Source organism: Sinorhizobium saheli, from assembly GCF_001651875.1.
Taxonomy (GTDB): Bacteria; Pseudomonadota; Alphaproteobacteria; order Rhizobiales; family Rhizobiaceae; genus Sinorhizobium; species Sinorhizobium saheli.
In genome coordinates, this window is the sequence record NZ_LNQB01000083.1 from 472,199 (window position 1) to 488,192 (window position 15,994).

Here is a 15,994-nt window from a genome sequence, read left to right on the forward strand (position 1 = left end):
TTGAAGAAGCTGTCCGCGTCCTTCATGCTAGGCCATCACCAGTGCCGTTGACGACTCGCCGCCTGTCTTCGCCCGGCTTCCCTTCATCGCACGCCCGGCGACATAGACCTCCGCCACCGAGCGGTCATCGCCCATCGTCTGCAGCACGAAGAGCTCCTCCCCCAAGGTGGACGCAACCTGCATCCTGAGTTCCATCGCCGGTTTCGCGCGACTGTCGAGCACGACGATGTCGGCGTCCGCACCGACATGGAGCGAGCCGATCCGATGATCGAGTTCGAGCGCGCGGGCATTGCCGAGCGTCATCATGTAGAAGGAATGGAGCGGCGAGAGCCGCTGGCCCTGCAGGTGGAGCACCTTGTAGGCCTCGTCCATGGTCTCGAGCATCGAGAAGCTCGTGCCCGCGCCGACGTCGGTTGCGACCGCATGGCGGGCGCCGTGCCTTGCGAAGCGGTCACGGTCGAAGAGGCCGCTGCCGAGGAAAAGGTTGGAGGTCGGGCAGAAGACGCCGACGGCGCCGGTTTCGGCGAGCACCGCTATCTCGCGATCGCTCAGATGGATGCAATGGCCGAGCAGCGTCTTTCGGCCAAGCAGTCCGTAGCTCGCGTAGATATCGGTATAGTCCTTCGCCTCCGGGTAAAGCGAAGTGGCGAAGGCGATCTCGTCGAGGTTCTCGGAAAGATGTGTCTGCACGTAGCAGTCCGGATGCTCGGCGACGAGCGCGCCGCTCATCTCCATCTGCTCCGGCGTCGAGGTGATGGCGAAGCGCGGGCTGATCGCGTAGTGGCCCCGGCCGCGACCGTGCCACTTCTCGATGAGCCGCTTCGTCTCGTCATAGCCCGTCGCAGGCGTGTCGCGCAGCGCCTCGGGAGCGTTGCGGTCCATCATCACCTTGCCGCCGATCATCAGCATGTTGCGTTCGGCGGCGGCCGCGAAGAAGGCATCGACGCTTTGCGGGTGTACCGAGCAATAGGCGACGGCCGTCGTCGTGCCGTTCGAAAGAAGCTCATCCATGAAGCGGCCGGCGATGAAGGCGGCGTGCTCCGGCGCCTTGAACTTCTGCTCCTCGACGAAGATGTAGGTATTCAGCCATTCGAGAAGCTGGGCGCCGTAGGAGGCGATCGCCTGCGTCTGAGGGAAATGCAGGTGGGTGTCGATCAAGCCGGGCAGCACGAGATGCGGCCGGTGGTCGGCGATCCGCACGTTGCCGCCCGCCTGTTTCGCCACCTCGCCATAGGCGCCGAGACCGGTAATCTTGCCATCGGCAACGAGAACGGCGCCGTCCTCGTGGAAGCGATAGGCGGCGGTGTCGTCGATGCCCTCCGGCTCCCGAACGAAGGTCAGCACGCGGCCGCGGATCAGCAAATCGCTCATTGAATTTTTCCTTCCTTGACGGCCGTTTCATACCAGGTGGCGAGCAACTGCCGTTCTTTCTCGGTGACACCGGTGACATTGGCCGGCGGCATGGCATGCGAGCGCCCGGCCTGCAGGTAGATTTCGCGGGCATGGGCGACGATATCGCCGTCGCTTTCCAAAACGACCCCTCTTGGCGGCACGATGATGCCCTCCCAGCCGGGCTCCCGCGCATGGCACATGGAGCAGCGGCCGAGCACCGTGTCGCGGACTTTCGAGAAGTCCGCCGATGCGACGACGGCTTGCGTCGCCGTCGAAGCCCTCGCCTCCCCGCCCTCGGAAAGCACCTTCGGCACGGTGGAAAGCCACATGATGACGATGAAGAGGAGAACGGTGACGAGCCAGGTCCAGGTCGGGCTGCCGTTGCGGGCGTGGCGGGTGTTGAACCAATGGCGGATCGTGACCCCCATCAGGAAGACGAGCGAGGCGATGATCCAGTTGTACTGCGTGCCGAAGGCGAGCGGATAGTGGTTCGACAGCATCAGGAACAGGACCGGCAGCGTCAGGTAGTTGTTGTGCGTCGAGCGCTGCTTCGCCTGCTTGCCGAGGGCCGGATCGGGCGCGCGGCCGGCGATCAGGTCGGCGACGACCTTCCGCTGGTTCGGGATGATGATGAAGAAGACGTTCGCCGACATGATCGTCGCCGTGAAGGCGCCGAGATGCAGATAGGCGGCGCGGCCGGTGAAAAGCTGGGTGTAACCCCATGCGACGGCGACGAGAATGAAATAGAGGAGCACCATCAGCCGTGTATTGTCCCTGCCGAGCGGCGAGCGACAGATCGTGTCATAGGCGAGCCAGCCGAAGGCGAGCGAGGCGAGCGAGAGGGCGATCGCCGTCGGCTTCGACACATCGAGCACGCTCGGGTCGATCAGGTAGAGGTCGGCGCCGGCATAATAGACGAGCGCCAGCATGCCGAAGCCGGAAAGCCAGGTGACATAGGATTCCCATTTGAACCAGGTAAGGTGCTCGGGCATGTTTTCCGGCGCCACCAGATATTTCTGGATGTGGTAGAAGCCGCCGCCGTGCACCTGCCATTCCTCGCCATAGGCGCCGACCGGCAGGTCGGGGCGCTGCCTCAGGCCGAGGTCGAGCGCGACGAAATAGAAGGAGGAGCCGATCCAGGCGATGCCGGTGATGACATGCAGCCACCTCACCGCAAATGTCAGCCAATCCCAGGCGATGGCGTATTCGTACATGCGTCTCTCCCATTTCGCCAAGGCGCGTCGCGTTCGACGCGCTTTGGTTCGTTCCCTTTTTGCATGTCGTGCCCCGAGAACCGCTGTAGAGTTCCGGCGACATGCATCGGGCGGCATTATGTGTCATTGCTCGAGGGGACGAGAACGGCGCGAGATCACCAACTCTTTCAAAAAAAACTATAAAATGGCCGCGCCGGGAGTACGGTAATTTAGGCCCGGAGGAGCAGAGGCGGGAGCATGTCCTATCTCGATAATGTGCGCGTCTTCGTGCGCGTCGTGGAACTTGGAACGCTGTCGGCCGCGGGCCGCGACCAGCGCGTGACGCCGGCCGTCGCCAGCAACAGAATCAAGGAGTTGGAGCGGCACATGGGGGTGCGCCTCTTCAACCGCACCACCCGCAAGCTGACGCCGACGGAACATGGCCGCGTCTTCTACGCGGGCGCCGTCAAGATCCTCGAAGCAGTCAACGAGGCCGAAAGTGCCATCGCCGATCTTTCGCGCAATCCCAAGGGCGCGTTGAAGATCACCGCTCCGCTCGGCATCGGCCGGCGACTGATCGCCCCCGGCATCCCGGAATTTCACGACCGCTACCCGGACATCGAGGTTCGGCTGCGGCTCTCCGACCACAATGTCGATATCCTGAACGAGGGCGTCGATGTCGCCTTCAAGCTCGGCATCCTCGAGGACTCCAACCTGCGCATGCGCGGCATCATGAACTGCGATCGCGTGCTCTGCGGGTCGCCCCGTTATTTCGACCGGCGCGGCGTGCCCTCGACGCCCGACGAGCTCATCACAGAGCGCCACGACTGCCTGCTGCTGCGCTATCCGGGCTCGAGGGAATATTACTGGACGCTGCAGACGCCGGAGGGCGCGCAGAAGCTCGAGGTCGCCGGACCTTACGATTCCGACGACGGCGACGTGCTGACCCAATGGGCGCTCGATGGACGCGGCATCATCAACAAGCCGCTCTTCGAAGTGAAGCCCTATATCGACGAGGGTTTGCTCGTGCCGATCCTCCAAGAGACGCCGCCCTTGAGCGCGCAACTCGCGGCCATCTATCCGCACAAGCGTTTTCAGGATCCGAAGGTGCGGTTGATAATCGACTTCATGGCGGAGCGCTGCCAGCGGCTGATCGGCAAGATCCTGGCCGAGCCTGATGCGCTGCGCGAACAGTCGAGTGCCCTGTAGGAGCCCGCGCCCCTTTCTGATTGTCTTTGCCGCATGATGCGACGTCGGGCGATTCCACCTGACTGCAAAATGCGCTACCCCGCCTTCGCCTCCTCCGGTCCACGCAGCATGCGGATCAGCGCCGAGAAATCCTCGCCGCCATGGCCGAGCTTCTCGAACAGCGCGTAGAGCTGCGCCGCCTGGGCGCCCATCGGCGTCGCCGCACCGCTGGCGCTTGCCGCCTGCTGCGCCAGCTTCAGGTCTTTCAGCATCAGGCTTGCCATGAAGCCTGGTTTGTAGTCGTTGTTGGCGGGCGAAGTCGGCACGGGACCGGGTACCGGGCAATAGCTCGTGAGCGACCAGCACTGGCCGGACGAGGTCGAGGCGACGTCGAAGAGCGCCTGATGGGAAAGGCCGAGCCGCTCGGCAAGCACGAAGGCCTCGCAGACGGCCGCCATGGAGACGCCGAGGATCATGTTGTTGCAGATCTTGGCGGCCTGGCCAGCGCCGGTATCGCCGCAATGGACGATCTTCTTGCCCATGGCCTCCAGAATGTGCTTGCCGCGCGAGAAGGCGCCGTCGCTGCCGCCGACCATGAAGGTGAGCGTGCCGGCCGCCGCCCCCGCCGTGCCGCCGGAAACCGGCGCGTCGAGCGAGGGGCAGCCCGCCTTTTCGGCAAGGCCGTGGACCTTGCGCGCGCTTTCGACGTCGATGGTGGAGCTATCGATCAAGAGCGTGCCCGGATCGACGAAGCCGAGCAACTCGTCCCAGACGTAGAGGACATGCGAGCTTGCCGGCAGCATGGTGATGACGCATTCGGTCTCGCGCACGACCTGGGCGATCGAGCCGGCGATCGAAACGCCCGTCCTGGCGGCGGCGTTGCGCGAGGCTTCCGAAAGGTCGAAGCCGGTGACCGCGTGACCCGCCTTCACCAGATTTGCGGCCATCGGCCCGCCCATGTTGCCAAGCCCGATAAAGGCGATCTTCGTCATCTTGCCTCTCCTCCTTGCATCTACCGTAGAGGCGCGTGCCGCGCCCAATTTGAAAATAATCGTCACCGCTCGCCAAAGAGTGGCGCGCCATCGTGCCGCTCGAAACGCGCAAGCGCTTGCGGCCTCACCTCATCGAGTGCGACCGACCATTTCGGATTGCGGTCCTTGTCGATCACCGCGGCGCGCACCCCTTCATAGAAATCAGGATTTGAAAGCATGCCGATCGTCGCGGCATATTCCCTTTCCAGGCATTCGTTGAGCGTCGCGCTCGCGCGACCGGCCCTGAGCAACGACAGCGTCAGTTTGAGGCTGATCGCGGAGCGGCTGCGCAAGAGATCGAGCGTTTCGCGCGCGAAGTCCGAGCCGTCCTTCTCGAGCGCGCCGAAGATCTCCTCGACCGTGTCGAAGGCGAAGCAGCGATCGATGAGCGCCACATGGTCGAGGAGGGCCGAAGCCGGTGCCTCGCTGGAGAAGGTAGCGATGGTCGCCGAGATATCCTTCGCTGTGGCGGAGACGGAAAGCGAGGCAAGCGCTGCAACGAGTTCGTTGAGCCTGTGCGAGGAGACGAAACTGTCGGCAAGCCGCGCATGGATCGCCGCCGCCGCGCCGATGTCGCGTCCGGTCAATCCGAGATAGGTGCCGAACTCGCCCGGCGCGCGCGGCAGGAGCCAGGTGGCGCCGACATCGGTGAAATAGCCGATCCCCGTCTCCGGCATGGCGAGCCGCGTCTTCTCGGTGACGACGCGATGGCTGCCATGGGCGGAGACGCCGACGCCGCCGCCCATGACGATGCCGTCCATGATGGCTACATAGGGCTTGGAATAGGCCGAGATGCGGCTGTTGACGATGAACTCCTCGCGCCAGAATTGCGCCCCCTCCTCCGGTCGTTCGCGCCCGCTCTCATAGATCATGCGGATATCGCCGCCGGCGCAAAGCCCGCGCTCGCCTTCGCCGGTGATGAGCACGGCGGCGATCGTCGGGTCGCGTTCGAAATCGGAAAGTGCCGCGGCAATCGCCCGGACCATCGCCAGGTTGAGGCTGTTCAGCGCGCGCGGGCGATTGAGCCGGAGCCTGCCGATCGCGCCCTGGCGCTCGACGATGACCTCCGGAAGCGTGGTCTGCATCTCCATGGAATCCCCTTCCTACTTCCGTCCCATGATCGCGCGCGAGACGATCAGCCGCATGATCTCGTTGGTGCCTTCGAGTATCTGGTGCACCCTCAGGTCCCTGACAATCTTCTCGACGCCGTAATCGGCGAGATAGCCGTAGCCGCCATGCAGTTGCAGCGCGTCGTTGGCGACGGCAAAGCAGCGGTCCGTGACGAAACGCTTGGCCATGGCGCAGAGCTTGGTCGCCTCCGGGTCCGCCGCGTCGAGGGCTGAGGCCGCCCGCCAGAGGAAGGTGCGGGCGATTTCGAGATCGGTCGCCATGTCGGCGAGGCGGAACTGCAGCGCCTGGAACTCGCCGATCGCGCGCCCGAAGGCTCGCCGTTCCTGGGCATAGGCGAGCGCCTTGTCGAAGGCGGCCTGCGCGCCGCCGAGCGAGGCGGCGGCGATGTTGAGCCTTCCGCCGTCGAGGCCGGCCATGGCGATCTTGAAGCCCTCGCCTTCCGCTCCCAGCCGGTTTTCCGCCGGCACGCGCACATTGTCGAGCATCACCGCACGGGTCGGCTGGGCGTGCCAGCCCATCTTCTTCTCATTGGCACCGAAAGTGAGCCCGGCCGCATCCTTCTCGACGACGAAGGCGGAGATGCCCTTCGGCCCCTCCTCTCCCGTCCGCGCCATGACGACGTAGAGGCCGGATTCGCCGGCACCGGAGATGAACTGCTTCTGGCCGGTAAGGAGATAGGCGTCGCCCTCGCGCAGCGCCCTGGTCTTGAGCGCGGCCGAATCCGAGCCGGAGCCGGGCTCGGTCAGGCAATAGCTCGCCAGCGTCTCCATGGTCAAAAGCCGCGGCAGCAGCCGCTGGCGCTGTTCCTCCGTGCCGTAGCGGTCGATCATGCCGGCGCACATGTTGTGAATCGAGACGAAGGAGGCGATCGCGGGGCAGCCGGTCGCCAGCGCCTCGATGATGATCGCGGCGTCAAGCCGCGTCAGCCCGGTGCCGCCGACGTCGTCGCGGACATAGATGCCGGCCATGCCGAGGGCGGCGGCGGCGCGCAGCGTCTCCACCGGGAAGTGCTTCCGCTGGTCCCAGTCGACGGCGTGGGGTGCAAGCTCGTCCCGCGCGAAATCGAGCGCCATCGTGCGGATGGCCTCCTGCTCCTCCGACAGGCTAAAATCCATATGCATGTCCTCCCTGCATACTGATGGTGTGGCGTGTAGTTACACCAAATCCCGTACAGGCACAGGCGCAAATTCTCACAAGCTCTGTTCAAAAACGAACAGGGCGTGAGGGTCACACCTCGCTTAGACGATACGGCAGGGCGCCGCGCATGTCATGATCGACGATCAGCTTGCGCTTCAATGGCGGTACGGCACGGCTTGCGCATTTGGTGCGCTCGCAGATGCGGCAGGAGATGCCGATCGGGTCGAAGGCGGCGCGGTTGCCGAGATCCATGTCGTCGGCATAGACGAAGGCGTCGGCGTAGGAGATCTCGCAGCCGAGCGCGAGCGCATAGCGCGGATGGGTGGCGCGATAGCCGCCGCCGCCCTTGGTGATCTGGGTCGCGAGACAAAGGTAACGCACGCCGTCCGGCGTCTCGGCGAGCTGGCGGATGATCCGGCCGGGCGCCTCGAAGGCCTGGTGCACGTTCCAGAGCGGACAGGCGGCGCCGAAGCGGGCGAACTGCAGCTTGGCGGCGCTGTGGCGCTTGGTGATGTTGCCGGCCCGGTCGATGCGGGCGAAGAAGATCGGAATGCCCTTCTGCCCCGGCCGCTGCAGCGTCGAAAGCCGGTGACAAACCTGCTCGAGCGAGGCCCCGAAGCGGGCGGCGAGGAGCTCGATATCGTGGCGCAGCTCGCGCGCGGCTCTCAGGAAGGACTGGTAGGGCAGGATCAGCGCGCCGGCGAAATAGTTCTGCAGTCCGATGCGGCAGATCTCATAGGCTTCTTCGGTGCGGAAGCCGGCGCTGCCGGCGACCCGTTCGATCTCTTCCCGGGCATGGAACTGCGCGATCTGCAGCGCCAACTGGAAGTCGCGCGTCGCCGCCGGCGCATAAGGGTTGAGGGTGAGGATGCGGGCGCGCGGATCGAAGCGGCGGATCGCCTCGTCGCCGGCCGCTCCGCGCACGACGCGCACGCCGTGGCGTTCTTCGAGATAGGCTGCAAGCGCCGCATGGTTGTCGCCGTCGCCGAGCCCGAGCTCGCCGGCCAGCGTCTCGGCAAGCACGTCGATTTCGTGGATGTAGTTGTCGACGAAGTGGAAGAAGTCGCGCACCTCCTCGTAAGGCGTCGTCTCGACGAAGGAGGCGCCGCGGCCGATCGTGTCGTCGATGCTGGCGAGCTGCTCGCTATTGCGGCGATAGGCCTGGTGGCAGCTGATCAGCGCATGCGCCAGCCCCGGCGCGTTTTGAGCGACGAGCTTCAGCTCCTGCAGGCTCGGCGAATAGGTCTCGAACAGGGGATCGCTCAAGGCCTCCGCCAGCGCCGAAAGAAGCCGGTCGCTCTCGCCGGATGAGAGCTCGGCGATGTCGATCTGGAACTTTTCGGCCAGCGCCAGGAGCACCGCCGCCGAGACCGGCCGCTGGTTGTTCTCGATCTGGTTCAGGTAGCTCGTCGAGATACCGATGCGCTCGGCGAACTGGCCTTGGGTCAGCCGTTTCGTCTCCCTCAGATCCCTGACCTTGCGGCCGATATATAGCTTGCCGATCGCCATGTTCGCAAATTCGCAAATCGCGTTTCACATTTTTATATATTCCACATTTGCACATCATCGACCGTTTTGCCAGCCGGCCTTCAGCGCTATTGCGATCCTACAGCGCCGCGCGTCTGATCAGACGCGCGAAGGTTGCTGTAGCACTTTTGAATTGCTGCATGTTTTTATCCGTAAATCGGCTACGATTTAAGGAAGCATGCAGTAGAGGACCCTCTGCACAATCAGCAAAAACCGGGAGGAGACCGATGCGCGCGATACTGGAACAGGTGGAGGCCCGCCGGGCCGAGGCCAGGGCCGGCGGTGGCGAACGGCGCGTCGCCGCACAGCACGCCAAGGGCAAGCTGACCGCGCGCGAGCGCATCGACGTGCTGCTCGACGAGGGCTCCTTCGAAGAATACGACATGTATGTGACGCACCGCTGCGTCGACTTCGGCATGGAGAACCAGAAGGTGGCGGGCGACGGCGTCGTCACCGGCTGGGGTACGATCAACGGCCGCCAGGTCTATGTCTTTTCCCAGGACTTCACCGTGCTCGGCGGCTCGCTCTCCGAGACGCATGCGCAGAAGATCTGCAAGATCATGGACATGGCGGCGCGCAACGGCGCGCCGGTGATCGGCCTCAACGATTCGGGCGGCGCGCGCATTCAGGAAGGCGTCGCCTCGCTCGCCGGCTATGCCGAGGTCTTCCGCCGCAATGCGGAGGTCTCCGGCGTCATCCCGCAGATCTCGGTGATCATGGGGCCCTGCGCCGGCGGCGCGGTCTATTCGCCGGCGATGACCGACTTCATCTTCATGGTGCGCGACAGTTCCTACATGTTCGTGACCGGCCCGGACGTCGTGAAGACGGTGACGAACGAGATCGTCACGGCGGAAGAACTCGGCGGCGCCCGCACCCATACGACGAAATCCTCCGTCGCAGACGGTGCCTACGAGAACGACGTCGAGACCCTCGAGCACGTGCGCCTGCTCTTCGACTTCCTGCCCCTGAACAACCGCGAGAAGCCGCCGGTGCGGCCCTTCCATGACGATCCGGCACGCACCGAGATGCGCCTCGACAGCCTGATCCCCGACAGCGCCACCAAGCCCTACGACATGAAGGAACTGATCCTCGCGGTGGCCGATGAGGGCGACTTCTTCGAGCTGCAGCCGGATTTCGCCCGCAACATCATCATCGGCTTCGTCCGCATCGAGGGCCAGACGGTCGGCGTCGTCGCCAACCAGCCGATGGTGCTCGCCGGTTGCCTCGACATCGATTCATCGCGCAAAGCCGCCCGCTTCGTGCGCTTCTGCGACGCCTTCTCGATCCCGATCCTCACCCTCGTCGACGTGCCGGGCTTCCTGCCGGGCACGAGCCAGGAATATGGCGGCGTCATCAAGCACGGCGCCAAGCTCCTGTTCGCCTACAGCCAGGCGACCGTGCCGATGGTGACGCTGATCACCCGCAAGGCCTATGGCGGCGCCTATGACGTCATGGCCTCGAAGCACATCGGCGCCGACGTCAACTATGCCTGGCCGACGGCCGAGATCGCGGTAATGGGCGCCAAGGGCGCCACCGAGATCCTCTACCGCTCGGAACTCGGCGATCCCGAAAAGATCGCCGCGCGGACAAGGTCGTACGAGGAGCGCTTCGCCAACCCGTTCGTCGCCGCCGAGCGCGGCTTCATCGACGAGGTGATAATGCCGCACTCCTCGCGCCGCCGCATCGCCCGCGCCTTCGCGTCGCTGCGCAACAAGCAGGTGGACACCCGCTGGCGCAAGCACGACACGATTCCGCTCTGAGGGAGCGCGCCATGGAACCGGCACGACAAACAGAGATGACGCCCGAAGCCGCCCGCCGCGACCACCGGCAGATGCTGCGCTACATGGCCGTCAACAGCCTTTACGGCTTGCTCGTCGGCGTGGCGACGGCAGGCGCGCTGATCGCAATCGACATCGGCACGGTCGGCACGCTGATCGCACGCTCGAACGATCCCCTGCTTGCCACGGCCATGGTGGTTGTCCCTTTCGCCGTTGTTTTTGGCGGCGCCGCGGCAGCCTCCTCGATTGCCTTGCTGCCCTACCGGCGGAATTCAGGCGCTGACGCGACGGAAAGGGTTGAAAGAGAAACGCATGTTCAAGAAAATCCTCATCGCCAATCGTGGCGAAATCGCCTGCCGCGTCATCCGCACCGCCAAAAAGCTCGGAATTGCGACCGTCGCGGTCTATTCCGATGCCGACCGTGACGCCATGCATGTGCGCATGGCGGACGAGGCCGTGCATATCGGCCCCTCGCCTTCCAGCCAGTCCTATATCGTCATCGAGAAGATCCTGGGCGCGATCCGCAAGACCGGCGCGGATGCCGTTCATCCCGGCTATGGCTTCCTCTCCGAAAACGCCGCCCTCGCCAAGGCGCTGGAGAAGGAGGGCGTCACCTTCATCGGCCCGCCGGTCAAGGCGATCGAGGCGATGGGTGACAAGATCACCTCGAAGAAGCTCGCAGCGAAAGCCGGCGTTTCCACCGTCCCCGGCCATATGGGGCTGATCGAGGACGCGGACGAAGCCGTTCGCATCGCCGCATCGATCGGTTTTCCGGTGATGATCAAGGCGTCGGCCGGCGGCGGCGGCAAGGGCATGCGGATCGCCTGGAACGAACGGGAGGTGCGCGAGGGCTTCCAGTCGTCGAAGAACGAGGCGAAAAGCTCGTTTGGCGACGATCGCATTTTCATCGAGAAATTCGTGACCGAGCCCCGCCATATCGAGATCCAGGTGCTCGGCGACAAGCACGGCAACACCGTCCATCTCGGCGAGCGCGAATGCTCGATCCAGCGGCGGAACCAGAAGGTCATCGAGGAGGCACCCTCGCCCTTCCTCGACGAGAAGACGCGGCGCGCCATGGGCGAGCAGGCGGTCGCGCTCGCCAGGGCGGTCGGCTACCATTCGGCCGGCACGGTCGAGTTCATCGTCGACGCGGAGCGCAAGTTCTACTTCCTCGAGATGAACACAAGGCTGCAGGTCGAGCATCCGGTGACGGAGCTCGTCACCGGCCTCGATCTCGTCGAGCAGATGATCCGCATCGCGGCCGGCGAGAAACTAGCTTTCGGCCAGGACGACGTGAAGCTCGCGGGCTGGGCGATCGAAAGCCGGCTCTATGCCGAGGATCCCTATCGCAATTTCCTGCCCTCGATCGGCAGGCTGACGCGCTACCGCCCGCCGGAAGAAGGCCGGCAAGACGATGGCACGGTCATCCGCAACGACACCGGCGTCTTCGAGGGCGGCGAGATCTCGATGTATTATGACCCGATGATCGCCAAGCTCTGCACCTGGGGACGGGATCGGACGACTGCGGTCGAGGCCATGGCGGACGCGCTCGACGCCTTCGAGGTCGAAGGCATCGGCCATAACCTGCCCTTCCTCTCGGCCGTCATGCAGCAGGCGCGGTTTCGCGAAGGGCGGCTGACGACCGCCTATATTGCCGAGGAATTCAAGGACGGCTTCCAGGGCGTGGCGCCGGACGAGCCCGCGGCCCTGAAACTCGCCGCCGTCGCGGTGACGATCAACCAGGCGCTGCAGGAGCGCGCCAGCCGGATCTCCGGCACGATCGGCAACCACCGCCGCATCGTCGGCCATGAATGGGTGGCGACCCTCGGCGAACGGGACTTCGCCGTCACCGTCGAGGCCTCGGCCGACGGCACCTATGTGCGCTTCGCCGACGGGACATCCGTTTCGGTCGCAACGGACTGGATGCCCGGCCGCACCGGCGCCATCTTCAACATCGACAGCCAGCCGATCAACGTGAAGATCGACCTTGCCGGTACCGGCATCCGGCTACGCTGGCGCGGTATCGACGTCGTGGCGCGGGTCAGAAGCCCGCGCGTCGCCGAGCTCGCCCGGCTGATGCCGAAGAAATCGCCGCCGGACACGTCGAAGATGCTGCTCTGCCCGATGCCCGGCGTGGTGACATCGATAGCCGTCAAGGCCGGCGACACGGTCGAGGCAGGCCAGGCGATCGCCGTCGTCGAGGCGATGAAGATGGAGAATATCCTGAGGGCGGAAAAGCGCGCGACGGTAAAGCGCGTCGCCATCGATGCCGGCGCAAGCCTGGCGGTCGACGAGTTGATCATGGAGTTCGAGTGATGGGGGCGGATTGGGCGGAGATCGCGATGGGCTCGTCGATACCCCTCGACCGCACCGTTGCCGGAGAGCCGTGACTGCCCCTCACCCTAGCCCTCTCCCCACAAGCGGGGAGAGGGGAGCTGGACGGCGCGACATCTCCCTTCTCCCCGCAAGCGGGGAGAAGGTGGCGGCAGCCGGATGAGGGGCCGTCCGCCCAACAAACCGGCTGGACGACGAAAGGTCCCGTGAAGAGCGCGCCCGACGAAACGTAATGCGGAGCAATGCGATGACCGAGAGAAAGACCATCAACGACTGGGAAGCCCTCGCGGCGAAGGAGCTGAAGGCCGCCCCCGCAAGCCTCGCCTGGCACACGCCGGAAGGCATCGAGGTCAAGCCGCTCTATACCAGGGACGACCTTGAAGGCATCGGCCATCTCGACTCGCTCCCCGGCCTCGAGCCTTTCCTGCGCGGCCCCCGCGCCACCATGTATGCCGGCCGGCCCTGGACGCTCCGGCAATATGCCGGCTTCTCGACCGCCGAGGCCTCGAACGCCTTCTACCGCCGGAACCTTGCTGCCGGCCAGCAGGGCGTCTCGGTCGCCTTCGACCTCGCCACCCATCGCGGCTATGACAGCGACCATCCGCGCGTCGAGGGCGATGTCGGCAAGGCCGGCGTTGCGATCGACTCGGTCGAGGACATGAAGATCCTCTTCGACGGCATCCCCCTCGACAGAATCTCCGTGTCGATGACCATGAACGGCGCGGTGATCCCGATCCTTGCCTCCTTCATCGTCGCCGGCGAGGAACAGGGCGTGTCGCGGGAAAAACTCTCCGGGACCATCCAGAACGACATCCTGAAGGAGTTCATGGTCCGCAACACCTATATCTACCCGCCGGAACCCTCGATGCGGATCGTCGCCGACATCATCGAATATACGGCGAAGGAGATGCCGAAGTTCAATTCGATCTCGATCTCCGGCTATCACATGCAGGAGGCCGGCGCGACGCTGGTGCAGGAGCTCGCCTTCACGCTCGCCGACGGGCGCGAATATGTGCGCGCGGCGCTCGCCAAGGGGCTCAACGTCGACGATTTCGCCGGCCGGCTCTCCTTCTTCTTCGCGATCGGCATGAACTTCTTCATGGAGGCGGCGAAGCTTCGCGCCGCGCGGCTCCTCTGGACGCGGATCATGAAGGAGTTCAAGCCGCAGAAGCCGTCGTCGCTGATGCTCCGCACGCACTGCCAGACCTCGGGCGTCTCGCTCGCCGAACAGGACCCCTACAACAACATCATCCGCACCGCCTTCGAGGCGATGTCGGCGGTGCTCGGCGGCACGCAGTCGCTGCATACCAATTCCTTCGACGAGGCGATCGCGCTGCCGACGGATTTCTCCGCCCGCATCGCCCGCAACACCCAGCTGATCCTGCAGCACGAGACCGGCGTGACGAAGGTGGTCGATCCGCTCGCCGGCTCCTACTATGTCGAGAGCCTGACCAACGAGCTGGCGGAGAAGGCCTGGGTCCTGATCGAGGAGGTTGAGGCGTTGGGCGGCATGACCAAGGCGGTCAATGCCGGCCTGCCGAAGCGGCTGATCGAGGAGGCGGCGACACGCCGGCAAGCGGCCGTCGACCGCGGCGAAGAGGTCATCGTCGGCGTCAACAAATACCGGCTCGAAAACGAGCACCCGATCGACATCCTGCAGATCGACAACGGCGCCGTCCGCTCGGCACAGATCAAGCGAATCGAGGAGACCAGGCGCCGCCGCGACTCGCAGAAGGTGAAGGAAACGCTGGATGCGCTGGCCGAGGTCGCGCAGACCGGCAAGGGCAATCTGCTGGCCGCCGCGGTCGAGGCCGCACGGGCGCGCGCAACCGTCGGCGAGATCTCCGACGCGATGCGACGGGCCTTCGGCGACTACACCGCCGTCCCGGAAGTCGTCACCGATATCTACGGCAAGGCTTATGACGGCGATCCGGAGTTCGGCGTCCTTTCAGGGCGGCTCGACGCAGTCACCAGGCAGCTTGGCCACAAGCCGAAGATCATGGTCGCCAAGCTCGGCCAGGACGGGCACGACCGCGGCGCCAAGGTGATCGCCTCGGCCTTCGGCGACATCGGCTTCGACGTCGTTGCCGGGCCTCTGTTCCAGACGCCGGACGAGGCGGCCGATCTTGCGCTTGCCGAAGAGGTCACGGTGATCGGCGTTTCCTCGCTTGCCGCCGGTCACATGACGTTGATGCCGCAACTGGCAGAAGCGCTGAAGAAGCGTGGCGGCGAGGGCATCATCCTCGTCTGCGGCGGCGTCATCCCGCGGCAGGACTATCAGTTCCTGAAGGACAACGGCATCTCCGCCGTCTTCGGCCCCGGCACCCACGTCCTCGACGCCGCCCGCGCCGTGCTCGACCTGATCGAGGGCAAGCGGCGGAACGTCTAGTCAGGTCGGGGCCGGTGCACGACATCCAATGCCGCCCGCGCCCCGCATTGCCACTTGCCTTCTCTCCAGCAGAGGAGAGAATCGAATCCAGCCGCACACCCATGGGGCTGCGACGGGATCATCAGGGAGGACGGCAATGCGAAAGCTTCAGTCGCAAGGGGTCCATCACATCACGCTCGTCGGCGCGGACCGGCAGACATCGATCGATTTCTGGGAGGGCATTCTCGGTATGCCCTTCATCTTCGAGCAGCCGAACCTCGACAGGGCGTCGGAAAGCCATCTCTATTTCGACCCGGGCGACGGCCGGCTCATCACCGTCTTCACCGACGAGACGCGCAAGCCGGACCCGAAGCGGACCGCGACGGATATCGGCTGCGTCCATCACATCGCCTTCGCCGTCTCGCGCGCCACGTTCCAGCAGACGGTCGAGCGCCTTGACGAGCGGGAGATCAGGCACAGCGGCGTCAAGGATCGCGGCTTCATGGACTCGATCTATTTCGAGGACCCGCTCGGCCTCCTGATCGAACTCGCCTCCTATCGTTTCGAGCCCCCAGCCGGCCACAGCCATGCCGAGGTGCTGATGGAGGCGCACAAGATCCGCGTGGCGCGCGGCGACTACGCGATCGCCGAGGTGCATCTCGCCGATGCGATCGAGGCGCTCATCGAACGCTCGCGTCCGACGCTGTCGCCCGACCGCATGCCGAAAAACCCCTATTAGAGCGGGATGCGCTCACATGCGTTCGTGCCACCGCTCTACCGTTTGTTTTTGCCGCATTTGTGCGACGTCAGGTGATTCCACCTGACTGCAAGGCTCTAGCAGGCTGCTGAAAAAGCCCTCTGGCTTTTGGGTTTTCGCCGTGATTCCCTACGGCTGCAACAGAGGGACTGATTTGC

Annotated in this window: 12 protein-coding genes; 6 read left to right on the forward strand and 6 right to left on the reverse strand. The window is 64.8% G+C overall.

Going from position 1 to position 15,994, the window contains the following annotated elements:
- Nucleotides 1-27 precede the first annotated feature (27 nt).
- Nucleotides 28-1,371, reverse strand: a complete 1,344-nt coding sequence (gene guaD, locus ATB98_RS21875) for a guanine deaminase (protein ID WP_066877357.1) — start codon at nt 1,369-1,371, stop codon at nt 28-30.
- Nucleotides 1,368-2,606: a urate hydroxylase PuuD gene (locus tag ATB98_RS21880; protein WP_066877359.1), complete on the reverse strand. Its 1,239-nt coding sequence runs from the start codon at nt 2,604-2,606 to the stop codon at nt 1,368-1,370. The genes guaD and ATB98_RS21880 overlap by 4 nt, the downstream gene beginning before the upstream one ends.
- Before the next feature lie 237 nt (nt 2,607-2,843).
- On the opposite strand from ATB98_RS21880, the gene ATB98_RS21885 reads away from it, so the two are divergent.
- A complete protein-coding gene (locus ATB98_RS21885; protein WP_066877361.1) occupies nt 2,844-3,794 on the forward strand; it encodes a LysR family transcriptional regulator in 951 nt (316 codons plus the stop codon).
- A gap of 74 nt (nt 3,795-3,868) precedes the next feature.
- On the opposite strand, the gene mmsB is transcribed toward ATB98_RS21885, so the two are convergent.
- The 4 genes from mmsB to ATB98_RS21905 all read right to left on the reverse strand — a co-directional run bounded on the left by mmsB (nt 3,869) and on the right by ATB98_RS21905 (nt 8,581).
- Nucleotides 3,869-4,765, reverse strand: coding sequence for a 3-hydroxyisobutyrate dehydrogenase (mmsB, locus tag ATB98_RS21890; RefSeq protein ID WP_066877363.1), 897 nt, complete (start codon nt 4,763-4,765; stop codon nt 3,869-3,871).
- 62 nt (nt 4,766-4,827) lie between these two features.
- Nucleotides 4,828-5,895, reverse strand: coding sequence for an enoyl-CoA hydratase/isomerase family protein (locus tag ATB98_RS21895; protein ID WP_066877365.1), 1,068 nt, complete (start codon nt 5,893-5,895; stop codon nt 4,828-4,830).
- 12 nt (nt 5,896-5,907) lie between these two features.
- Nucleotides 5,908-7,050, reverse strand: a complete 1,143-nt coding sequence (locus tag ATB98_RS21900; RefSeq protein WP_066877367.1) for an isobutyryl-CoA dehydrogenase — start codon at nt 7,048-7,050, stop codon at nt 5,908-5,910.
- 112 nt (nt 7,051-7,162) lie between these two features.
- Nucleotides 7,163-8,581 carry a helix-turn-helix domain-containing protein gene (locus tag ATB98_RS21905; protein ID WP_066877369.1) on the reverse strand — a complete coding sequence of 473 codons (1,419 nt, stop codon included), beginning with the start codon at nt 8,579-8,581 and terminating at the stop codon, nt 7,163-7,165.
- A 245-nt stretch (nt 8,582-8,826) separates the two neighbouring features.
- Here ATB98_RS21905 and ATB98_RS21910 point away from each other — a divergent pair, with 245 nt between their 5' ends.
- From ATB98_RS21910 to ATB98_RS21925, 5 genes are all read left to right on the forward strand, one after another.
- Nucleotides 8,827-10,359 carry an acyl-CoA carboxylase subunit beta gene (locus tag ATB98_RS21910; RefSeq protein WP_066877371.1) on the forward strand — a complete coding sequence of 511 codons (1,533 nt, stop codon included), beginning with the start codon at nt 8,827-8,829 and terminating at the stop codon, nt 10,357-10,359.
- Between the two features lie 11 nt (nt 10,360-10,370).
- Nucleotides 10,371-10,802: a hypothetical protein gene (locus ATB98_RS29670; RefSeq protein WP_174551912.1), complete on the forward strand. Its 432-nt coding sequence runs from the start codon at nt 10,371-10,373 to the stop codon at nt 10,800-10,802.
- Nucleotides 10,690-12,693 carry an acetyl-CoA carboxylase biotin carboxylase subunit gene (locus tag ATB98_RS21915; protein ID WP_066877373.1) on the forward strand — a complete coding sequence of 668 codons (2,004 nt, stop codon included), beginning with the start codon at nt 10,690-10,692 and terminating at the stop codon, nt 12,691-12,693. Before ATB98_RS29670 ends, ATB98_RS21915 begins: the two co-directional genes overlap by 113 nt.
- Before the next feature lie 265 nt (nt 12,694-12,958).
- Nucleotides 12,959-15,100: a methylmalonyl-CoA mutase gene (scpA, locus tag ATB98_RS21920; protein ID WP_066877464.1), complete on the forward strand. Its 2,142-nt coding sequence runs from the start codon at nt 12,959-12,961 to the stop codon at nt 15,098-15,100.
- Between the two features lie 136 nt (nt 15,101-15,236).
- On the forward strand, nt 15,237-15,818 hold the full coding sequence (locus ATB98_RS21925; protein WP_066877375.1) for a VOC family protein: 582 nt from the start codon (nt 15,237-15,239) through the stop codon (nt 15,816-15,818).
- Nucleotides 15,819-15,994: the final 176 nt, after the last annotated feature.